Genomic DNA, 18,844 nt, shown 5'->3' with positions numbered 1-18,844 from the left:
TTTTGCAACCCCTCAGAGGTCGGCGTGATATTCCTCGATCAGGTGCGCGACCACCGCGCGCATCTGCGCCTCGCCGTCGCCGCCCGCCGCCTGCGCCGCGGCCGCCGCGGCGCGCTGGCGCGAGGCGGACACGCCGCCCGCCACGATCTCGCGGGCGCGTTCGACCTCCGTCAGGCAGCCCAGCGCCGCCGCGTCCTCCTCCACCAGCTCGATCATCTCGTCGAGAAGGGTCCGGAACGGCTTTATCTCGCCCGCGCCGAAATCGATCAGCCCCTCGGTGATGCCGTAGCGCTGTGCGCGCCAGCGGTTCTCCTCGATGAGGAAGCGATCGTAGACACGCCAGCGCTGGTTGCGGGTGCGCAGCCGCCAGAGCATCCGTGCGAGCGACTGGAAAAGCGCAGCGATCGAGAGCGCGTGCTCCATCCGGGGCTGCACGTCGCAGATGCGGGCCTCGAGCGTGGGGAAGCGCGCCGAGGGGCGCAGGTCCCACCAGATCTTCGAGGCGTCCTCGATGATCCCGAGATCGACCAGCGCATCCACCGAGCGCCGGTAATCCTCCCACGCATCGAGCTGGGGTGGCAGGCCGGTCCGCGGCAGGTTGTCGAAGACGGTGAGCCGGTAGGAGGCAAGCCCGGTGTCCTCGCCCTGCCAGAAGGGCGAGGAGGCCGACAGCGCGAGCAGATGGGGCAGGAAGTAGGACAGCTGCCGCATCAGGTCGGCGCGCAGCGCGTCGCAGCCCAGTCCGACATGAACGTGCATCCCGCTGATCAGGAGGCGGCGAACGACGCCGGCCAGGTCGCGGTGCAGGTCGTTGTAGCGCTGCTTGTCGGTGTGGTTCTGCGCGCGCCAGTGCGCGAGCGGATGGCAGGACACCGCGATCGGCGCGAGCCCGTAACGGTCCGCCACCCGCGCCACCGTTGCGCGCAGCCGCCTGAGATCCTCGCGCGCCTCTCCGACATCGGCGCAGACCCGGGTGCCGATCTCGATCTGGCACTGCAGGAATTCCGGGCTCACCTGGTCGGCGAGCTCGGCCGCGCAGTCGTCCATCAGAGCTGCGGGCGTCTCTGACAGGGCGAGCGTGTCCTGCCGGACGAGGAGGTATTCCTCCTCGATGCCGAGCGTGAAGGCAGGATCGGACATGGACGCTCCTCCGGACGGCCGCGAATTTCCATCCGAAAATTCGCGGCCGGGCCACGCGCGGCAAGCAAAAACTTTCCGGACGAAAAGTTTTCGCTCAGTCCATCGCCTTGAAGTGGAACTCGCCGCCCTCCTTCAGGCCGCTCGGCCAGCGCGCCGTCACGGTCTTCGTGCGGGTGTAGAACTTGAACGCATCCGGGCCGTGCTGGTTCAGATCGCCGAAGCCCGATTTCTTCCAGCCGCCGAAGGTGTGGTAGGCCAGCGGCACCGGGATCGGGACGTTCACGCCGACCATGCCGATGTTGATGCGGTTGGCGAAGTCGCGGGCGGTGTCGCCGTCGCGGGTGAAGATCGCCGTGCCGTTGCCGTATTCGTGGTCCATGGCGAGCTTCAGCGCCTCCTCGTAGGAGCCCGCCCGCACCGTGGAGAGCACGGGGCCGAAGATCTCCTGGCGGTAGATGTCCATCTCGGGCGTCACCCTGTCGAAGAGGTGCGGGCCGACGAAGAAGCCGTCCTCGTAGCCCTGGAGCTGGAAATCCCGCCCGTCCACGACGAGCTCGGCGCCCTGTTCGACGCCCGACTCCACGAGGCCGAGGATGCGTTGCTTCGCCTCGGCGGTGACGACGGGGCCGTAATCGACGTCGGCGCCGGCGGTATAGGGACCGACCTTGAGCTTCTCGATCCGGGGCACCAGCTTCTCGACCAGCCGGTCGGCGGTCTCCTCGCCCACGGGCACGGCGACCGAGATCGCCATGCAGCGCTCGCCCGCCGCGCCGTAGCCCGCGCCCACCAGCGCGTCGGCGGCCTGGTCCATGTCGGCGTCGGGCATCACGATCATGTGGTTCTTGGCGCCGCCGAAGCACTGCACGCGCTTGCCGTTGGAGCAGCCGCGCCCGTAGATGTATTCGGCGATCGGGGTCGAGCCGACGAAACCCACCGACTGGATCGACGGGTGGTCGAGGATGGCGTCCACCGCCTCCTTGTCACCGTTCACGACCTGCAGGATGCCCTTGGGCGCGCCGGCCTCTTCCATCAGCTCGGCCAGCATGAGCGGCACCGAGGGGTCGCGTTCGGACGGCTTCAGGATGAAGGCGTTGCCGCAGGCGAGCGCGGGCGCGAACATCCACATCGGGATCATGGCCGGGAAGTTGAACGGCGTGATTCCCGCGGTGACGCCGAGGGGCTGGCGCATCGAATACATGTCGATGCCCGGTCCCGCGCTGTCGGTGAACTCGCCCTTCAGAAGCTCGGGCGCGCCGATGCAGTATTCCACCACCTCGAGGCCGCGCTGCACGTCGCCCTTGGCGTCGGGCAGCGTCTTGCCGTGCTCGCGGGAGAGCGCCTCGGCGAGCTTGTCCATGTCGCGGTTGAGCAGGTGAACGAACTTCATCAGCACCCGCGCGCGGCGCTGCGGGTTGGTGGCGGCCCATCCGGGCTGCGCCTTCTCTGCGATCTCCACGGCCTTCGCCAACTCGTCGGGCGAGGCCAGCGGGCAGCGCGCCTGCACCTCTCCGGTGGCGGGGTTGTAGACGTCCGAGAAGCGGCCGGACGCGCCGGGAACATGCGCGCCGCCGATGTAGTGAGTCAGGTCCTGGGTCATTGGGTCCTCCATCCTTCGCCGACATGTTAGCCTTGCAGGAATGCCCGCAAAAGAGGCAAGATGACAAAAGCGTTTTGCGGGAATGCAGGTGCGATGGACCTCAACTGGGACGATATCCGCGTCTTTCTGGCCGTGGCGCGCGCCGAAAGCCTGAGCGGCGCGGCGCAGCGCCTGCGGCTCGACCCCGCGACCGCCGGCCGCCGCATCGCGCGGCTCGAGCAGGCGATGGGTGCGCCGCTCTTCGCCAAGTCGCCGCAAGGCTATGCGATGACCGAGGCCGGGCAGCGTCTTCTCTCGCACGCCGAGCGGGCGGAATCGGCGATGGTCGAGGGGGCGGAGGCGCTTTCGGGGCGGGCCGGGGGGCTCTCGGGCCAGATCCGGGTCGGGGCGCCGGACGGCTGCGCGAACTACCTTCTTCCGCAGGTGTGCCGCGACATCGCCGCGGCGAACCCGGATCTCGACATCCAGATCGTGGCGCTGCCGCGGGTGGTGAACCTGTCCCGCCGCGAGGCCGACATCGCCGTGGCGGTGAGCGCGCCCGTCGCCGGGCGGCTCGTGGTGCAGAAGATCACCGACTACCGTCTCTCGCTCGCGGGCGCGCGGGATTATCTGCGGGGCCATGCGCCGATCCGGGGCGTCGCGGATCTCGGAGGGCACCGGATCGTGGGCTACATCCCCGACATGATCTTCGACCGGGAACTCGACTACCTTTCAGAGATCGGGGTCGAGCGGGTCCAGCTCGCCTCGAATTCCGTGGCGGTGCAGGTGCAGTGCGTGCGCCAGGGCGGGGGGCTCGGCATCCTGCACGACTTCGCGCTGCCCTTCGCGCCGGGGGTGAGGCGGGTGCTGCCGGACGAGGTCCGCCTGACGCGGAGCTTCTACCTGCTGCGCCACGCCGACGACCGCCGGCTGGAGCGTCTGAACCGCTTCGCCTCGGCGCTCGCCGACGGGCTGCGGGCCGAGGTCGCGCGGCTCGAGGCGATCGCGGCCGCTTGACAGGGCGGGGCGTTTGCGCGGACGCTTGACGCTAGGTTATCCATTGCGGAGGGGTCGTCATGCAGGTTCGCAACATTCTGAAACTGAAGGGCGATGCGGGGGTGGTCACCGTGCAGCCCGACGCGACGCTCATGGCGGCGGCGGGCATCCTCGCCGAGCGCGGCATCGGCTCGGTGGTCGTTTCCCACGACGGGGCGCGGGCCGAAGGCATCCTGTCGGAGCGCGACATCGTCCGCCAGATCGCCGTGCGCGGGCCGGACTGCCTGTCGGAGCGGGTCGGGACCTGCATGACCGCGCGCGTCGTCACCTGCGCGCTCGACGACAGCGCCGACGATGTGCTGGGCAAGATGACGGAGGGGCGCTTCCGGCACATGCCCGTGCTGCAGGAGGGCCGGATGGTCGGGATCGTCACCATCGGCGACGTCGTCAAGGCGCGCCTGACCGAGCTTTCGATGGAGAAGGACGCGCTTCAGGGCATGATCATGGGTTACTGAGCGCGACGCGCCGCCCCTTGCATTTCGTCTCCGCGTGGGTTTGCTTCGGGCGCGGGCAGCACGCGGACGGGGACAGGGACATGCGCATCGGGCTTTATCCGGGGACCTTCGACCCGATCACCTTCGGTCACATGGACATCATTCGCCGCGCCTGCGCGCTGGTCGACCGCCTTGTGATCGGGGTGGCCATCAACCGGGACAAGGGGCCTCTTTTCGATCTCGAGACCCGGGTGGACATGATCGAGCGGGAATGCGCGGGGCTCGTCGAGGAAACCGGGACGGAAATCGTCGCCCATCCGTTCGAGAACCTGCTGATCGACTGCGCGAACGATGTCGGCGCCACGCTGATCGTGCGCGGACTGCGCGCGGTCAGCGACTTCGAATACGAGTTCCAGATGGTGGGCATGAACCGTGCCCTCGACGACCGCGTCGAGACCGTGTTCCTGATGGCCGAGGCGCGCCACCAGGCCATCGCGTCCAAGCTCGTCAAGGAGATCGCCCGGCTGGGCGGAGACACCACGCGGTTCGTGTCCCCCGCCGTGAGCGAGGCGCTCCGGGAACGCTTCGCCTGACGCTCAGCGCCAGAAGGCGAGCCAGTCCAGCAGGTCCAGGAACCTCTGCATCAGAAAGACGAGCGCCGCGCCGCCGTTCCAGACCTGGTCCGCCGCAACGGCGCCCAGGACGAGCACGGCGAGAACGAGCGCGGCCCCGTTGGTCATCGCCCCCGTCCCGTCAGACCGAGAGCCGGCCCATCACCGCGGCCACGTCCGCCATGCGCGCGGAAAAGCCCCATTCGTTGTCGTACCAGGCCAGCACGCGCACCAGGCGCCGGCCCACGACCTTCGTCTGGTCGGGCGCGAAGATCGACGACGCGGTGGTGTGGTTGAAGTCGACCGACACCTTGGGTTCGGGATCGAAGGCGAGCACCGCGCCCATGTGGCCCGCGGCGGCCCGGGCGGCGATCTCGTTCACCTCCTCTTCCGTCACGTCGCGCGCCGCCTCGAAGGTGAGATCCACCGCCGAGACATTCGGCGTGGGCACCCGCATCGCGGTCCCGTCGAGCCGCCCGGCGAGATCGGGCAGCACCTCGCCCAGCGCCTTCGCCGCGCCGGTGGAGGTCGGGATCATGGCGAGCGCCGCGGCGCGGGCGCGGTAGAGATCCTTGTGGCGCCGGTCGAGCGTCGGCTGGTCGCCGGTGTAGGAATGGATCGTCGTCATCACGCCCCGCTCGATCCCGATGGCCTCGTGCAGCACCTTGGCGAGCGGCGCCAGGCAGTTGGTGGTGCAGGAGCCGTTCGAGATCATCCGCTCCTCCGCCCGGAGATCGCGGTGGTTGACGCCGAAGACCACCGTCCGGTCCACGTTCTTCGCCGGCGCGGAGATCAGCACCTTCTTCGCGCCGCGCTCCAGGTGGACGCGCGACGTCTCGCCGTCGTTGAACTGCCCGGTGCACTCCAGCACCACGTCCACGCCCTCCCAGTCGAGATCGGAGGGATCGTAGGTGGAGAACACCTTCATCGGGCCGCGCCCCACATCCATCGTGTCGCCCTCGACCCGGACCTCCTGGCCGAAGCGGCCGTGCACGCTGTCGTAGCGCAGCAGATGGGCGTTCGTCTCGATCGGGCCGGTCGCGTTGATCTTCACCACCTCGACGTCGTTGCGCGCGGCTTCGACGATATGCGCGAGCGTGCAGCGTCCGATGCGGCCGAATCCGTTGATCCCGAGCGTGACGGTCATGGTCCCCTCCTGCGTGGCGATTGCGCGCCTCATAGCCCCGCGGCGGCGGCACGGCAAAGGAAACCGGCCTTTCATGTCGCGGTGTTAGCGATAAAAGTTGCCGCGCCCGGTGTGATTGCGCTAACGGACCGGGTGGCGTGCCGGCGTGCCGTCGGGTATCCCTCGGTCTGTCACGCGCAAGGCGTGGCGACCGGGTGGAAGGAACAGGGGCATGGCTGGCGGTCTTCTCGCATTGCTCGACGATGTCGCGGCGCTCACCAAGGTGGCGGCAGCCTCGCTCGACGATGTCGCGGGGCAGGCGGTCAAGGCCGGCTCCAAGGCGATGGGCGCGGTGATCGACGACGCCGCGGTGACGCCGAAATACATGCGCGGCTTCCATCCCTCGCGGGAACTGCCCATCGTCTGGCGCATCACCAAGGGCTCTCTGCGCAACAAGCTCCTCATCCTGCTGCCGGCGGGGCTGCTGCTGTCGGCCTTCGCGCCCTGGCTCATCGCGCCGCTTCTGATGCTGGGCGGCTTCTACCTGTGCTTCGAAGGCGCGGAGAAGGTGGTGCACGCCGTCGCGCCCCACGCGGTGGAGCATGCCGCGAGGGCCCACGAGACGGTGGATCCCGCCCATCTCGAGGAAAAGAAGGCGAAGGGCGCGATCAAGACGGACTTCATCCTGTCGGCCGAGATCATGACCATCGCGCTCGCCGCGATCCCCGAGAGCGCCTTGTGGATGGAGGCGGCCACCCTCGCGCTCATCGCCGTGGGCATCACCGCGCTCGTCTACGGGGCGGTGGCGCTCATCGTGAAGGCCGACGACATGGGCCTCGCCATGGCCAAGCATGGCCGGCTCGGCGTCACCCGCGCGGCGGGGCGGGGGATCGTGAAGGGGATGCCGGGCTTTCTCAAGGCGCTGATGGTGGTGGGCACGGCCGCGATGCTCTGGGTGGGCGGTTCGATCGTGGTGCACAGCCTGGAGGAGATGGGCGTGGCCGGGCCCGCGCATCTCATCCATGCCGTCGCCGCGGCCGTGGCGCATCCGCTGCCCGACGGGCTGCACGCCGCCGGCGAGTGGGGTGTGACCGCGCTCATCGACGGCGTGCTGGGTCTTGGCATCGGCCTTGCGCTCATCCCCGTCGTGGCACGCGTCGTCGAGCCGCTCTTCGGGCTCTTCGGCGGCGCCGGGGTCGGGGAGTGACGCTCAGAGCAGCGCCCTGGCCCGTTCCGCCACCGCCTCGGCGGTGATGCCGAACTCCTCGAACAGCACCTTCGCCGGCGCCGAGGCGCCGAAACTGTCCATGCCCACGAAACCGGCCTTCTTCTCGCGCCCGCGCTCGCCCAGCAGCCAGCGGTCCCAGCCTTGCCGGACGCCCGCCTCGACCGCGACGCGGACCGGGCCGGCGGGCAGCACGCGCTTGCGGTAGGCTTCGTCCTGCGCGGCGAAAAGCTCCATGCAGGGCATCGACACAACCCGCGTGCCGATCCCCTCGTCCTGAAGCATGTCGCGGGCGGCGAGCGCCACATGCACCTCCGAGCCGGTGGCGATCAGGATCGCCTGACGCTTGCCCTCGGCCTCGGCGAGGACGTAGGCGCCCTGCGCCGACAGGTTCCGGGTCTTGTGCTCGAGCCGCACGGCGGGAAGCCCCTGCCGCGAGAGCGCGAGCACCGAGGGCGTCGCGGTGGCGGTCAGCGCGAGCTCCCACGCCTCGGCCGTCTCCACCACGTCGGCGGGGCGGAAGAGGCGGGTGTTGGGCGTGGCGCGGTGGATCGCCAGGTGCTCGACGGGCTGGTGCGTCGGCCCGTCCTCGCCGAGCCCGATGGAGTCATGCGTCATCACGTAGACGACCGGCTGGCGCATCAGCGCCGAAAGCCGGATCGCGGGGCGCGCGTAGTCGGTGAACACCATGAAGGTGCCGCCGTAGGGGCGGATGCCCCCGTGCAGCGCCATCCCGTTCATCGCCGCCGCCATGGCGTGCTCGCGGATGCCGTAATGGAGGTAGCGGCCCTTGCGGTTGTCGGTGTCGAACACGCCCAGATCGTGGGTCATCGTGTTGTTGGAGCCGGTGAGGTCCGCCGAGCCGCCGATCGTCTCGGGCATGATCGGGTTCACCACCTCGAGCACCATCTCGGACGCCTTGCGGGTGGCGACCTTGTGATGCGCCTCCGCGGCCTGCTTCTTGAGCGCGCGGATCGTGGCGGCGAGCCGCTTCGGCGCGTCTCCCGCCTGCATCCGGTCGAATTCGGCGCGCTTGCCGGCGCCGAGCGCGTCGAGCCGCTCCTGCCACGCGGTGCGATGGGCGGCGCCGCGGCGGCCGACCTCTTCCCACCATCCCTTGATCTCGGCCGGCACCTCGAAGGCGTCCTCAGTCCATCCATAGGCGGCCTTGGTGTCGGCGACGAGCTGCGGGTCGGTGAGCGCGCCGTGCCCCTTGGCGGTGTCCTGCGCGGAGGAGCCGAGCGCGATGTGCGTCTTGCAGGCGATGAGCGAGGGGTGCGGCGCGGCCTTGGCGGTCTCGATCGCGCGGTCGATCGCCTCGGGGTCGTGGCCGTCCACCTCCTGCACGTGCCAGCCCGAGGCCGCGAAGCGGGCGAGCTGATCGGTGCGGTCGGCAAGGCTCACCTTGCCGTCGATGGTGATCTCGTTGTCGTCGAAGAAGACGATCAGGCGCGAGAGTTCCTGCCGGCCGGCAAGCGTGAGCGCCTCCTGGCTGACGCCTTCCATCAGGCAGCCGTCGCCGGCGATGCAGTAGGTGTGGTGATCGACGATCTTCTTGCCGAAGCGCGCGCGCAGCGCCTCCTCCGCGATGGCGAAGCCCACCGAATTCGCGAGGCCCTGGCCGAGCGGGCCGGTCGTCGTCTCGATGCCCTGCGCGAGGAAGTTCTCGGGGTGCCCCGCGGTCCGCGCGCCCCATTGCCGGAAGTTCCGGATCTCCTCGAGGGTGATCTCGGGCGAGCCGGTGAGGTAGAGCAGCGCGTAAAGCAGCATCGATCCGTGGCCCGCCGACAGGATGAAGCGGTCGCGGTCGGCCCAGTCGGGATGCGCGGCGTCGAATTTGAGGTGCCGGGAAAAGAGCACCGTGGCCACGTCGGCCATGCCCATGGGCATGCCGGAATGGCCCGAGTTCGCGGTGGCCACGGCGTCGAGCGTGAGCGCGCGGATGGCGCAGGCGCGCCTCCAGTGGTCGGGGTGGGCGGTGCGAAGCGCGTCTATGTCCACGGGGGCTCTCGTCCTTTTCGGGCTGGCTTTCGGGCGGGGTCGCGACCCTCTGGGCGCCTCAATAGCAAGGCATGGGGGAAGTTCAAGCGCGGCCTATAAGCCCTTGACAAGGCAGGGGGCGCAATTTCCGCTGCGGGACGTTAGACTTGGGCGGGCGGCCGGATCCGCCGATTCGCGGACAACGCGGACGGGCCGGCGCGGTAACGGAGGACGAGGGGCATGGCCGAGCTCGAAGACCTGGAGCGGCGCATCGCGCGCGCGATGGACCGGATCGCCGGAGGCGTCGAGGCGCTGTCCGCCCGCGCCGCCGCGCCCGTGCCGGAACCGGAGCCCGCCGCCGACACCGAGGCGCCCGAGCGCCTGCGTGCCGCTCTCGAGGAGGAGCGCGCGGTCACGGCCCAGCTCGAGGAGCGGGTGCGCGCCATCAAGGAGCGCCAGGAGACCCGCGTGGCCCGGCTCGAGGCGCAGGTGGCCGAGCAGGCCGCGGCCATGGCCGCGCTCGACGAGGAATTGCAGCGCCTGCGCCGCGCGAACCAGCAGTTGCGCGACAACAATGCCGCGCTGCGGCAGGCGAACGAGGCCGGGCTGGCCGAGCCGCAACTCGTCAACGGCGCGATGGTCGCCGAACTCGAGGCGCTGCGCGCGCTGCGCGCCTCGGAGACGGCGGAGATGCAGGCCGTGCTCGCGCGGCTCGACCCGTTGATCGCCGAGGCCGAGCGCCCCGCGCCAGGCGCGGATGACGGGGCAGGGGCGCCGCGCCCCGACGCGGACAGCGCACGGGAGGGGATGTGATGCCCGAAGTGACGATCCAGATCGGCGGCCGCAGTTTCCAGGTCGCCTGCCAGCAAGGCGAGGAAGCCTATCTTCACGCCGCCGCGAAGCTTCTGGACGACGAGGCGACCGTCCTCGTGAACCAGATCGGGCGCATCCCGGAGTCGCGGCTTCTGCTCATGGCGGGGCTGATGCTGGCAGACAAGACCGCGGGGCTCGAGGACCGGCTGCGCGCGGCCGAGGACCGGCTTGCCGGGCAGGAGGCGCGGTCCGAGGGCGCCGCCGCGCCCCGGGACGATCGCCTGCGCGATGCGGAGGCGCGGATCGCCGCGCAGGAGGCGGAGCTGGAAGAGCTGCGCGCCCGGCCCGAGCCCGCGGACGCGGCGGCCGCCGCCGAGCGTCTGCAGGCGGCCGAAGCCCGCCTCGCGGCGCAGGAGGCCGAACTGGAAGAACTGCGCGCCGCCTCGGCGTCGGCGCCCGCGCCGGCCGGGGCCACGCCCGATCAGGTGACGGAGATGCTGGCGGCGCTCGCCACGCGCGCCGAGGCGCTGGCCGACACGGTCGAGGCCGAGGCGACGGGGGCGGCGGAAGAGGCGGCGGCGCACGGCCCCGCGCGGACCGGACCGCCGGAGGGCGCCTGACCCGCCGGCGCCCGGTGCCGCGGGATCAGCCGTTGGCTTCGCGGATCTTCTCGGCGGCGTCCTTGTCGTAGGCCACGCCGTTGGCCTCGAGCAGCTGGTCGAGCTCGCCCGAGAGCGTCATCTCGGTGATGATGTCGCAGCCGCCCACGAATTCCCCCTTGACGTAGAGCTGGGGGATGGTGGGCCAGTCGGAGTAGTCCTTGATGCCCTGCCGGATATCCTCGTCGGCGAGCACGTTCACGTCCGCGAAATCCACGTTCATGTAGGTCAGCACCCCGGCCACGCGGCTGGAGAAGCCGCATTGCGGCATTTCCTTGGTGCCCTTCATGTAAAGCACCACGTCGTTGGCTTTCACCGTGTCCTCGATGCGGGTCTTGGCGTCGGTCATCGCTTGTCCTCTCGGTCAGGGTCACGCGCCGGGGCGTCCGTCGCGTCGTCCTCGGTCGGGGCGTCGGTCCCCTCCTCGTCCGTCCCGGGGCCCTCGGCGTCCTCCTCGGGCTCGGGCGGTTCCTCGTAGCTCGGCGCCTCCTCGTCGAACTCGAAGGCGTCGCGCGCGTTCTCGGGCGGACCGTGCACCTTGCGGTGGCGGATCTCGTGGACCGCCGCGTAGCCGAAGAACGCGCCGAACGCGCTCACGACCACCCAGGGCAGATACTCGAGCATCGGCGGCTCAGTCCGGCGCCTTTGTGGTCAGCGCCAGCGCGTGCAACTCGCCGGCCGACCCGTCCATCTTGCCCTTGAGCGCGGCGTAGACGGCGCGCTGCTGCTGAACGCGGTTCATCCCGCGAAAGCTCTCGTCGATCACCTCGGCGGCGTAGTGGTTTCCGTCTCCGGCGAGATCGCGGATCGTGATCTGCGCCTCGGGGAAGGTGGCACGGATCAGTTCCTCGATCTCCTGGGCCTGCATCGCCATTCGGTCGGGCTCCCGTTCCTGTTCCGGTTCAGACTTAGTCTGCCCGTCCATGGCGTGCAAGAGACCGCGCGGCCCGCCCGGCGTGCCCCGCGCACACGGTCGGGCAAGGGGGGATGCGGGCGCGTCGCGCCGGTCGCGAACGGGGCGGGGCGCGCGCGGAGCGGAGCCGCCCCCGCCACCCCGGCCGGGCGGCTCACGCGCCGCGCGCGCGGCGCGCGGCGGCCAGCCACAAAGCCGCGAGGGCGAGGGCGGCGAGCGCGTTCCAGCTCGCCATGCTGAGGCCCAGGACCTGCCAGGCCACCTCGTCGCAGCGCACCAGCGGCGCGGCCATGATCTGCGCGGTCAGCTCCTCCACCGAGACGCGCGCGAGATCGCCGCCGCCCGCGCAGGCGGCGGGGCCCTCCCACCAGCCGCGCTCCACCCCGGTGTGGTAAAGCCCGATCCCGCCGGTGGCGAGCGCCGCGCCCGCGCCGAGCAGCGGCAGGAGCGCGCCGGGCCGGGCGAGCGCGGCGGCGCCGATCGCCACCGCCGCCGCGTGCGGCCAGCGCTGCCAGAGGCAGAGTTCGCAGGGCGCGAGCCCGCCGAGATACTGGAAGGCGAAGGCCGCGGCCAGGAGCGCGGCGGAGCCGCCGGCGGCGGCCAGGACCAGAGAAGTGCGGCTCACATCACCCTCACCACCAGGAAGCCCCCGATCAGGAGCACGACGAAGAGGGTGAAGACAAGCCCGAGCCGGCGCTCGATGAAGTCGCGGATCGGCGCGCCGTAGACGCGCAGGAGGGCGGCCAGCACGAAGAACCGCAGCCCGCGGGCCAGCACCGAGGTCGCGATGAAGGTCGCGAGCGGCAGCGCCGTCCACCCCGACATGATGGTGATGACCTTGTAGGGGAAGGGCGTGACGCCCGCCACGAGCACCGCCCAGACCCCCACGCCGTTGAAGGTGTCGTTGAAGGCGGCCATCGCCGCCTCCTTGCCGAGCGCCTCGAGGATCGGCCGGCCGAGCGTGTCGTAGGCGAAGGCGCCGATGGCGTAGCCCGCGAGCCCGCCCGCCACCGAGGCCAGCAGCGCCACCGCCGCGATCAGCCAGGCCCGCGACGGGCGGGCGAGGATCATCGGGATCATCAGGATGTCGGGCGGGATCGGAAAGACCGAGCTTTCCGCGAAGGCGACCAGCGCCAGCGCCCAGAGCGCGCGCGGATGCTCGGCGAGCCGCAGCGTCCAGTCGTAAAGCCCGCGGAGCATGGCGGCCGGCGTCCCCTCGTTACGGTCACGGGGCGCGAGAGACCACGCGCCGCGCGCCCGGTCAAGCGCAAGCGCGGGCTCTCCACTGGACGCGCGCGCCCGGCGCGGCTAGACCGGGGCCGGGCCCAAGTGGCGGAATGGTAGACGCAGGGGATTCAAAATCCCCCGGCTTCGGCCGTGCGAGTTCGAGTCTCGCCTTGGGCACCAGTCTCCTTCCCGGCAGGACGACCGGCGCGGCGCGGCAGGGGCGCCGGGCCGGCGCGGGGAACCGTGTCCGCAGGGGGCCCGGGGCGGGCCGTGATTCGACACCGCGCGCCGCCGCGAGTGTTGCGCTCGACGATCCAATCCGCGCGCGAAGCGCGGTTTGTCGCCCCGATGCGCCCGTGCGCCGCCCGAAATCCGGCAAGAAGCACACCTCAGGGCTGTATTGTTCCTCAATCGTAAACGCGGCAGTCGTACGACTTGCGCCGCGCGGGCATTCGGCGGTAACGTGTCGTAAATGCGGCACGAGTGTGGCGCGTATGGCCATGTGGAGGAACTGGTATGGGTATGAGAACGTCCCTGATGGCGCTGGCAGCCGGCGCGACGCTCGTCGCGGGTGCGGCGCAGGCGGACACGATCACGCAGCAAGAGAACAGCGTGTTCGGGTCGAACGGATCGGCCAATGTGTCGGTGAACGACAGCGGGTTTGGCGGCGCCGGGTCCTCCAACGTGATCGCCGGGGCCTTCGCCCTGAACAGCACCAACACGAGCTACACCGATGCGGCGGGGGATTTCGTGGCGTTCTGCCTCGACATCTTCAACAACCTCAACCTCGGCACGCGGGGAGATTACGAGGTCACGACGACGCCGTATATCGGGGCGACCACGTCCTCGCCCGGAGACATCAGCGACCGGATCGGCGACGTTCAGAGGCTCTTCAATACCGCTTACGCGGGCGTGGACCTTTCGGACGACAACCAGTCCGCCGGCTTCCAGCTCGCGCTCTGGGAGGTCGTGTTCGAGGACAGCGTGTCGTCCACCGGGTTCGATCTGGCCTCTGGCGATTTCACCGTGACGAATGCGAGCTCAAGCCTGCGGAACACGGCGCAAGGTTATCTCGACGGGATATTCGGCGCGAACACGGGCAACTACCAGCTGACCTACCTGGAGTCGACGCAAGGCGGCCAGAACCTCGTGACCATGGCGCCGATCCCGCTGCCGGCCGGCGGCGTGCTGCTCCTGGGCGCGCTCGGCGGCCTCGCCGTCGCCCGGCGTCGCCGCAAGGCCTGAGCCGCGCATCAGGCGATCATGATTTTACGGAAAGGCGGCCGCCTCTCGGCCGCCTTTCTCGTTTGCGCCAGGCGCGCGGGCAGGGAGCGCCCCGCTTGCCGGGCGGCGCCCTGACAGACCGGCGGCGCCCGTCGGCACGACTCCCGTTGGCGTGGCCCCGGCAAGCCCCCCTCGCGTCGCGAATCGCCTCCGCCCGCGAAGGCCCATGAGACCCCGGAACGCGCCGTCTGCCCGGCCTCGCCCCCGACGCGGCGTGGACAATCGCAACCTTGCGCGAGGGACCGTTCCGAATTTCGCGCCAGTTCCGCAATCCGTGGTTGCTTTTCGGGGCGGAACGTTCGGCGCGCTTCCGGATCGGGCGCAATTGTGGCACGATCATGGCGTTACGATGATGGTCTCCGGGTGACCGGTGCGCCCGGATCCGAGATGGTACAGCCCGAGGAGGGCAAGACATGAAACTCTACGATTGGAAATCCCTGGCGGCCGCGGCGGTCGCCGCGCTGTCTTTCGCCGGCCCTGCCGCGGCGCTGACATGTCCCGAGCCTGTCGCAGGGGATGACGTCACTCGGTACCTTGAAGCGACGACGAACCCGATGAGTGTGGGCCTCTCGTGTCTTGCCTCCGGAACCGAAGCGACCGCGAACAACGCGTTCGAGGCTGCCGTGCCGAACTTCACCTTCCTTGCCAAGGAAGAGCAAGGTTCCGACGATGCACTCAACGGTGTTCTCGATCCAGTAGGTGTCTCTACACTGTGGGGTGGCACCACCGGAACATTCGAATTCACCGATCCGGGCACCTATCAAACTTACGCCGTTCTCTTCAAATTCGGCAACCCGAACGTCGAAGACTCCTGGTTTGCAATTGAAATCCCCGGAGGTGAGAGTGTTTTCAACATTGACTGGGCGACGGTCGACAGCGACGGCGACAGAATAACGCAGTGGGAACTCTCGAACGTCTCGGTCTACGGCGGCGTTCCGATCCCGGTTCCGGCGGGCGGGCTGCTCCTGATCTCCGGCCTTGTCGGCATCGGCCTGCTGCGCCGCCGCAAACCCGCCTGACGGAACGCGGTGCGACCGCACCCGATCGAAAATCGCATCAAGGGGCGGCTGGAAAGCCGCCCCTTGGCGTTGCGGGCGCCGGGGCAGGCGCGGCGCGAAATACCCCTCAACGTGCATCCCCCGGCCCGCCGCTGTGGAGCCAGAACTGCCGGGCCTTCTCTTCCGGCAGGCCTGCATCGAGGTTGAGCGCGACGATGGCCAAGCCTATTGCGCTGACAGCCATGAGCGTCGGTACGAACCAGAAGCCGGCCAGCAGGCTGGCCCAGAGTGTGTAGAAGCGGCTAAGCATCGTCGCCTGCGCCGGACGGGATAAGATCGACCAGGTTCATCTCTGTCAGGTCCGCCGCGCAAGCACCCGGACAATGTGCGATCCGACGCGGCACCGATGCTGTCGTGGCACCTTGGGGCACGATTGCCCGCGGCTTCCAAGCGATCATGCGGGCGCGGGAAAAGTATAGGGCAGTGATATAGGCGCAGGGGCACTCAATTGGCATCTCAAGCCGGCCGTTCCACGGTGACCTGCGTCACGTCACAATTTCCGCTCGCGAAACCTGCAGCGCAGGAGGTGAGATAGAAGTTCCACATCCTGCGGAACCGCTCATCGAAACCTTGTCTGGCGATCTCGCTCCAGTTTTCGTTGAATGATTCATGCCAGCGGCGGAGCGTCTGACTGTAGCTCTCGCCGAAGTCGACCGAATGGACGAACTTCAGTCCGGCACGCTCTACCTCGGCAAGGAGCGCACTGCGGGAGGGTAGCATGCCGCCTGGAAAGATGTATTTCTGGATGAAGTCGACACCCCGGCGATAGGCCTCCCAGCGGCGGTCCGGGAGCGTGATGATCTGCAGGGTCGCATTGCGCCCCGGTTTCAGGCACTCGCGGACGGTCTCGAAGTAGGTTGGCCAGTGGCGCTCGCCGACCGCCTCGAACATCTCGATCGAGGCGATGCCGTCGAAGCGGCCACGCGTGTCGCGGTAGTCCTGGAGCCTGATCTCGACACGGTCGTCGAGGCCTGCGCGCCGGATCCGGTCCCGTGCGTAGTCGTGCTGCGCCGGGCTTATGGTCAGCCCGGTGACGCGCAGTCCGCGCTCGGCGGCCGCGTATTCGGCAAAGCCGCCCCAGCCGCAGCCGATCTCCAGCACGTGGTCGCCCGACGCGACGCCCATTCCGTCGATCAGGCTCGCGTACTTGGCGATCTGCGCCGCCTCGAGGCTTTCCTGCCCGGTCGTGAACTTCGCAGAAGAATAGGTCATCGTCTCGTCGAGCCAGAGCCGATAGAAGTCGTTCCCGAGGTCGTAGTGGGCGGCGATGTTGCGCCGCGCCTGAAACCGGGTGTTGTCGCGCAACAGGTGCCGCGCCCGCTCCAGTAGCCGCAGCAGGCCCATGCCCGGGAAGCCGTCATAGATGTCGTCGCCGGCGGCGCGCACGAGATCCATGAAAGCCTGCAGGTCGGGCGTCGACCAGCCGCCCTCCAGATAGGCCTCCGCGAAGCCCAGCTGTCCTTCGCGTATGAGCCGCGCGAAAAGGGAAGGATCATGCACATGCAGTTCGGCCACGGGCCCGGGCCGTGCGCCGTCCGCGCGGAACCGGCGCCCGTCGGGCAGCACGAAGGTCATTCGTCCTGCCTTCATCCCGCGCGCTTTCGCGAAGACCGCCGCGAAGTAGCGCGGCAGGTCGCTCTGGCCCTCGGGCGTCGTCACTGCCTTCATCTGATCCGTTCCTGCGGTCCCCTCGGTTCAAAGACGAAGTTTCTCCGCCGGCGATCGTCCGCGTTAGTCCACGTCTGAACCATCCCGTGACGGCATGGTGATGTCGGGGTCGCGGCGTCCACGTTCATGCTGTGCTGCAAATGCGGAAATACGATGTTCAACCGCGACGGAGCGCCACCCGCGCCGACGAAGACTATCAAATCCCCGTCTTCGACGCCACGTAAGCCGGAGGTCATTGCTCCGGTCATTTGCGCTTCCATTCTTGTTTTACAGGTTCAACGCGGGACGAGTCGAGCGAAGCCATCCGAACCGACATTCCCCAAGTGGCATGCCGTCTGACGTGAAGGTCGCCTGAATCCGACCGCTGGACAAGCATATTCCGTCCTGAGCGGCGTTGTCGGGCGCGCAAGGCGCTGGAACGGGGCAGATCGGCCCGCGAAGCCGCCGTGTTGTGCCCCGACGGCGGTGTTTTTCAGCGAAGCGGGCAGACCTGTCCTGCCGCTTTCGTTCAGTTTGGGCTTGGATGGCGGTCATGCGCATAGCGGAGGCGCCCGAAGACGGCGGATCGCGGCGAGGATGGCGCGGACTATCGGGCCGGTGACGGCCACCTCGGCCAGCTGGAAGGTGATAGCGCGGGCGTGACGCACAACGCGGGCGCCGATCTTGATCAGCTTCAGTTGCAGGCTGGTCAATGACCAGTCGGCCATCGCCTCGGGCAGCTCGATGCAGCGCAAGATGGTGGCCAGGTTGTAGGCCAGAGCGTGCAGTTGCAGCCGCACCTCGTTGTCGCGAAACTTCCGGCATGACAGCCGTGTCCAGCGGAAGGCGTATTTGCCTTCCTTGATGTGTTGCTCTGCGGTGCCGCGCTGGTTGTAGAACTGCACCACCCAGTCCGGGTCCATGGGCATGTTGGTGACGATGAAGCCGACACGCGGGAACAACTCGCCCGGATGCCATTCGATCTTGGCGACCACGCGGCGCGGCTTGTCCCAGGACGCCGCCTGATACTCGAAGTCCTCGTAGAACCGCTTGACCTTGGTCGGCGAGGGTCGCCCCACGGGTCGGGTCAGCCGATGCGCGATCTTCTCGCGCAGGACGTTGTTCGCAGGCAGCCGGATGGCGTAGAAGAACCGGGCTTCTTCCAGCCGCTCATAGATCGCCGGGATCGCGTAGGCGGCATCGGCCCGGAAGAACCGGCCGCCAAGGTCGCGCCCCGCGTAGCGGGCGATGACGGGGTCGAGGACATCCCGCCAGCCCTCGGCGCTGTGGACGTTGCCGTTACGCAGGGCGCACCGTTCCAGCATGCCGAACTGGTTGAACAGAAAGTTCGGGTGATAGCAGGCGCAGTCGAAATGCCCATTCCAGGCCGCGCCCTCCTGATCGCCATGGGTCGGGCTGACCGAGCTGTCCATGTCCAGCACGACGTACTTCAGCCCATTGCGGTCATGGAACCGGTCAATCCATTGCCCGTTCAGGTCGGCCAGCGCGGCACGGTTCTCGGCCAGAGCGAGGGTCTCGGTCTCGAACCGCCCCATCTGTGAGGCCGAGGCCGCCTGCGCATCGACCGCTCGGCCACCCACAACCTGACGCATGACCGGGTCAATGGCCAAGCGGTCGGCGTCATTCACATCCTCGTATCCGGCTAACCGCCCGAACACCGATTGCCGGAACAACCCGTCGAGACGATGGACCGTGTTCTTGCCGCGTCGCGTGTCGCGCAGCGCCGCTGACGCCAGATCGGACAACCCGAGCGCGTCATCCATCTCCCGCATCACCAGGAGGCCACCATCCGAACTGAGCTGCGCACCTCGAAATTCCAGCCGCACGCGAGTGTCGAAATCCACCCGATCTGCCCGCTGCAGGCTCGCACCCTCTGGGTGATCCATGAAACATGTCCCTCGAAGCCGACAACGCCATGATTTATAAACAAAATATCACCATCATGACAGCGAAATCAGCACCTTACTTGGGAAATGTGGGCTCAAGAAGCGCAAAGAATCCTTGTGTCGAAAGCCGTTTTCCTGCGAAACTCAGATTGTAATGGTTCTGGCATGGTTCGCGTGTCGGTGACCGA

General features: G+C 68.8%; 21 protein-coding genes and 1 tRNA gene. 9 read left to right on the top strand and 13 right to left on the bottom strand.

Annotation, left to right across the window (positions count from 1 at the left end; all coding sequences use genetic code 11):
- Window positions 1-12 precede the first annotated feature (12 nt).
- Window positions 13-1,140, bottom strand: a complete 1,128-nt coding sequence (locus AB6A66_RS11495) for a carboxylate-amine ligase (protein ID WP_371056014.1) — start codon at window positions 1,138-1,140, stop codon at window positions 13-15.
- 94 nt (window positions 1,141-1,234) lie between these two features.
- Window positions 1,235-2,737, bottom strand: coding sequence for a CoA-acylating methylmalonate-semialdehyde dehydrogenase (locus tag AB6A66_RS11490; protein WP_371056013.1), 1,503 nt, complete (start codon window positions 2,735-2,737; stop codon window positions 1,235-1,237).
- A gap of 93 nt (window positions 2,738-2,830) precedes the next feature.
- Here AB6A66_RS11490 and AB6A66_RS11485 point away from each other — a divergent pair, with 93 nt between their 5' ends.
- The 3 genes from AB6A66_RS11485 to coaD all read left to right on the top strand — a co-directional run bounded on the left by AB6A66_RS11485 (window position 2,831) and on the right by coaD (window position 4,799).
- Complete coding sequence (locus tag AB6A66_RS11485) at window positions 2,831-3,733, top strand: LysR family transcriptional regulator (protein WP_371038507.1); 903 nt, start codon at window positions 2,831-2,833, stop codon at window positions 3,731-3,733.
- A gap of 59 nt (window positions 3,734-3,792) precedes the next feature.
- Entirely contained in the window at window positions 3,793-4,227 is a 435-nt protein-coding gene (locus AB6A66_RS11480) for a CBS domain-containing protein (RefSeq protein WP_371038506.1), read from the top strand.
- 80 nt (window positions 4,228-4,307) lie between these two features.
- Window positions 4,308-4,799: a pantetheine-phosphate adenylyltransferase gene (gene coaD, locus AB6A66_RS11475; protein ID WP_371038505.1), complete on the top strand. Its 492-nt coding sequence runs from the start codon at window positions 4,308-4,310 to the stop codon at window positions 4,797-4,799.
- Between the two features lie 3 nt (window positions 4,800-4,802).
- Here coaD and AB6A66_RS11470 read toward each other — a convergent pair whose 3' ends face one another.
- Both AB6A66_RS11470 and gap read right to left on the bottom strand, forming a co-directional pair.
- Window positions 4,803-4,946 (bottom strand): hypothetical protein, encoded by a 144-nt coding sequence (locus tag AB6A66_RS11470; RefSeq protein WP_371056012.1) that lies wholly within the window; start codon window positions 4,944-4,946, stop codon window positions 4,803-4,805.
- 13 nt (window positions 4,947-4,959) lie between these two features.
- Window positions 4,960-5,964, bottom strand: coding sequence for a type I glyceraldehyde-3-phosphate dehydrogenase (gap, locus tag AB6A66_RS11465; protein ID WP_371056011.1), 1,005 nt, complete (start codon window positions 5,962-5,964; stop codon window positions 4,960-4,962).
- A 211-nt stretch (window positions 5,965-6,175) separates the two neighbouring features.
- Here gap and AB6A66_RS11460 point away from each other — a divergent pair, with 211 nt between their 5' ends.
- Window positions 6,176-7,150, top strand: coding sequence for a DUF808 domain-containing protein (locus tag AB6A66_RS11460; protein ID WP_371056010.1), 975 nt, complete (start codon window positions 6,176-6,178; stop codon window positions 7,148-7,150).
- A gap of 3 nt (window positions 7,151-7,153) precedes the next feature.
- Here the strand turns inward: AB6A66_RS11460 and tkt are convergent, their stop codons facing one another.
- Window positions 7,154-9,169, bottom strand: a complete 2,016-nt coding sequence (gene tkt / locus AB6A66_RS11455; protein ID WP_371056009.1) for a transketolase — start codon at window positions 9,167-9,169, stop codon at window positions 7,154-7,156.
- 219 nt (window positions 9,170-9,388) lie between these two features.
- Between tkt and AB6A66_RS11450 the strand changes: the two genes are divergently transcribed.
- Both AB6A66_RS11450 and AB6A66_RS11445 read left to right on the top strand, forming a co-directional pair.
- Window positions 9,389-9,961: a hypothetical protein gene (locus AB6A66_RS11450; RefSeq protein WP_371056008.1), complete on the top strand. Its 573-nt coding sequence runs from the start codon at window positions 9,389-9,391 to the stop codon at window positions 9,959-9,961.
- Window positions 9,961-10,581 carry a cell division protein ZapA gene (locus tag AB6A66_RS11445; RefSeq protein WP_371056007.1) on the top strand — a complete coding sequence of 207 codons (621 nt, stop codon included), beginning with the start codon at window positions 9,961-9,963 and terminating at the stop codon, window positions 10,579-10,581. Before AB6A66_RS11450 ends, AB6A66_RS11445 begins: the two co-directional genes overlap by 1 nt.
- 25 nt (window positions 10,582-10,606) lie before the next feature.
- On the opposite strand, the gene grxD is transcribed toward AB6A66_RS11445, so the two are convergent.
- The 5 genes from grxD to AB6A66_RS11420 all read right to left on the bottom strand — a co-directional run bounded on the left by grxD (window position 10,607) and on the right by AB6A66_RS11420 (window position 12,733).
- A complete protein-coding gene (gene grxD, locus AB6A66_RS11440; protein ID WP_371056006.1) occupies window positions 10,607-10,969 on the bottom strand; it encodes a Grx4 family monothiol glutaredoxin in 363 nt (120 codons plus the stop codon).
- Window positions 10,966-11,244 (bottom strand): hypothetical protein, encoded by a 279-nt coding sequence (locus AB6A66_RS11435; protein ID WP_371056005.1) that lies wholly within the window; start codon window positions 11,242-11,244, stop codon window positions 10,966-10,968. Before AB6A66_RS11435 ends, grxD begins: the two co-directional genes overlap by 4 nt.
- Before the next feature lie 7 nt (window positions 11,245-11,251).
- Window positions 11,252-11,494 (bottom strand): BolA/IbaG family iron-sulfur metabolism protein, encoded by a 243-nt coding sequence (locus tag AB6A66_RS11430; protein ID WP_371056004.1) that lies wholly within the window; start codon window positions 11,492-11,494, stop codon window positions 11,252-11,254.
- Between the two features lie 193 nt (window positions 11,495-11,687).
- A complete protein-coding gene (locus tag AB6A66_RS11425; protein ID WP_371056003.1) occupies window positions 11,688-12,158 on the bottom strand; it encodes a disulfide bond formation protein B in 471 nt (156 codons plus the stop codon).
- The gene (locus AB6A66_RS11420) at window positions 12,155-12,733 is read right to left on the bottom strand and encodes a YqaA family protein (protein WP_371038494.1); all 579 of its coding nucleotides are present in this window, start codon (window positions 12,731-12,733) and stop codon (window positions 12,155-12,157) included. The genes AB6A66_RS11425 and AB6A66_RS11420 overlap by 4 nt, the downstream gene beginning before the upstream one ends.
- A gap of 123 nt (window positions 12,734-12,856) precedes the next feature.
- Here AB6A66_RS11420 and AB6A66_RS11415 point away from each other — a divergent pair.
- The 3 genes from AB6A66_RS11415 to AB6A66_RS11405 all read left to right on the top strand — a co-directional run bounded on the left by AB6A66_RS11415 (window position 12,857) and on the right by AB6A66_RS11405 (window position 15,063).
- A tRNA-Leu gene (locus AB6A66_RS11415) sits at window positions 12,857-12,940 on the top strand.
- Window positions 12,941-13,276: 336 nt separating this feature from the next.
- Window positions 13,277-14,005: a VPLPA-CTERM sorting domain-containing protein gene (locus tag AB6A66_RS11410; RefSeq protein WP_371056002.1), complete on the top strand. Its 729-nt coding sequence runs from the start codon at window positions 13,277-13,279 to the stop codon at window positions 14,003-14,005.
- Between the two features lie 452 nt (window positions 14,006-14,457).
- Complete coding sequence (locus AB6A66_RS11405) at window positions 14,458-15,063, top strand: VPLPA-CTERM sorting domain-containing protein (RefSeq protein WP_371056001.1); 606 nt, start codon at window positions 14,458-14,460, stop codon at window positions 15,061-15,063.
- Window positions 15,064-15,169: 106 nt separating this feature from the next.
- Here AB6A66_RS11405 and AB6A66_RS11400 read toward each other — a convergent pair whose 3' ends face one another.
- The 3 genes from AB6A66_RS11400 to AB6A66_RS11390 all read right to left on the bottom strand — a co-directional run bounded on the left by AB6A66_RS11400 (window position 15,170) and on the right by AB6A66_RS11390 (window position 18,656).
- On the bottom strand, window positions 15,170-15,352 hold the full coding sequence (locus tag AB6A66_RS11400) for a hypothetical protein (RefSeq protein WP_371056000.1): 183 nt from the start codon (window positions 15,350-15,352) through the stop codon (window positions 15,170-15,172).
- Between the two features lie 206 nt (window positions 15,353-15,558).
- Entirely contained in the window at window positions 15,559-16,770 is a 1,212-nt protein-coding gene (locus AB6A66_RS11395) for a class I SAM-dependent methyltransferase (RefSeq protein WP_371055998.1), read from the bottom strand.
- 530 nt (window positions 16,771-17,300) lie between these two features.
- Entirely contained in the window at window positions 17,301-18,656 is a 1,356-nt protein-coding gene (locus AB6A66_RS11390; RefSeq protein WP_371055997.1) for an IS1380 family transposase, read from the bottom strand.
- Window positions 18,657-18,844 lie beyond the last annotated feature (188 nt).

Source organism: Rhodosalinus sp. K401 (genome assembly GCF_041365735.1).
Classification (GTDB): Bacteria; Pseudomonadota; Alphaproteobacteria; order Rhodobacterales; family Rhodobacteraceae; genus Rhodosalinus.
The sequence above is the reverse complement of the archived record's forward strand: the minus strand, read 5'-3'. Positions and strand labels throughout refer to the sequence as shown.

Coding starts and splice junctions, on each gene's coding strand:
- AB6A66_RS11395 (WP_371055998.1), bottom strand. CDS start 16,770: ATGAAGGCAGTGACGACGCCCGAGGGCCAGAGCGACCTGCCGCGCTAC.
- AB6A66_RS11480 (WP_371038506.1), top strand. CDS start 3,793: ATGCAGGTTCGCAACATTCTGAAACTGAAGGGCGATGCGGGGGTGGTC.
- AB6A66_RS11470 (WP_371056012.1), bottom strand. CDS start 4,946: ATGACCAACGGGGCCGCGCTCGTTCTCGCCGTGCTCGTCCTGGGCGCC.
- AB6A66_RS11400 (WP_371056000.1), bottom strand. CDS start 15,352: ATGCTTAGCCGCTTCTACACACTCTGGGCCAGCCTGCTGGCCGGCTTC.
- AB6A66_RS11495 (WP_371056014.1), bottom strand. CDS start 1,140: ATGTCCGATCCTGCCTTCACGCTCGGCATCGAGGAGGAATACCTCCTC.
- AB6A66_RS11405 (WP_371056001.1), top strand. CDS start 14,458: ATGAAACTCTACGATTGGAAATCCCTGGCGGCCGCGGCGGTCGCCGCG.
- AB6A66_RS11460 (WP_371056010.1), top strand. CDS start 6,176: ATGGCTGGCGGTCTTCTCGCATTGCTCGACGATGTCGCGGCGCTCACC.
- AB6A66_RS11390 (WP_371055997.1), bottom strand. CDS start 18,656: ATGGATCACCCAGAGGGTGCGAGCCTGCAGCGGGCAGATCGGGTGGAT.
- gap (WP_371056011.1), bottom strand. CDS start 5,964: ATGACCGTCACGCTCGGGATCAACGGATTCGGCCGCATCGGACGCTGC.
- coaD (WP_371038505.1), top strand. CDS start 4,308: ATGCGCATCGGGCTTTATCCGGGGACCTTCGACCCGATCACCTTCGGT.
- AB6A66_RS11420 (WP_371038494.1), bottom strand. CDS start 12,733: ATGCTCCGCGGGCTTTACGACTGGACGCTGCGGCTCGCCGAGCATCCG.
- AB6A66_RS11490 (WP_371056013.1), bottom strand. CDS start 2,737: ATGACCCAGGACCTGACTCACTACATCGGCGGCGCGCATGTTCCCGGC.
- AB6A66_RS11435 (WP_371056005.1), bottom strand. CDS start 11,244: ATGCTCGAGTATCTGCCCTGGGTGGTCGTGAGCGCGTTCGGCGCGTTC.
- AB6A66_RS11430 (WP_371056004.1), bottom strand. CDS start 11,494: ATGGCGATGCAGGCCCAGGAGATCGAGGAACTGATCCGTGCCACCTTC.
- AB6A66_RS11450 (WP_371056008.1), top strand. CDS start 9,389: ATGGCCGAGCTCGAAGACCTGGAGCGGCGCATCGCGCGCGCGATGGAC.
- AB6A66_RS11445 (WP_371056007.1), top strand. CDS start 9,961: ATGCCCGAAGTGACGATCCAGATCGGCGGCCGCAGTTTCCAGGTCGCC.
- AB6A66_RS11485 (WP_371038507.1), top strand. CDS start 2,831: ATGGACCTCAACTGGGACGATATCCGCGTCTTTCTGGCCGTGGCGCGC.
- grxD (WP_371056006.1), bottom strand. CDS start 10,969: ATGACCGACGCCAAGACCCGCATCGAGGACACGGTGAAAGCCAACGAC.
- AB6A66_RS11410 (WP_371056002.1), top strand. CDS start 13,277: ATGGGTATGAGAACGTCCCTGATGGCGCTGGCAGCCGGCGCGACGCTC.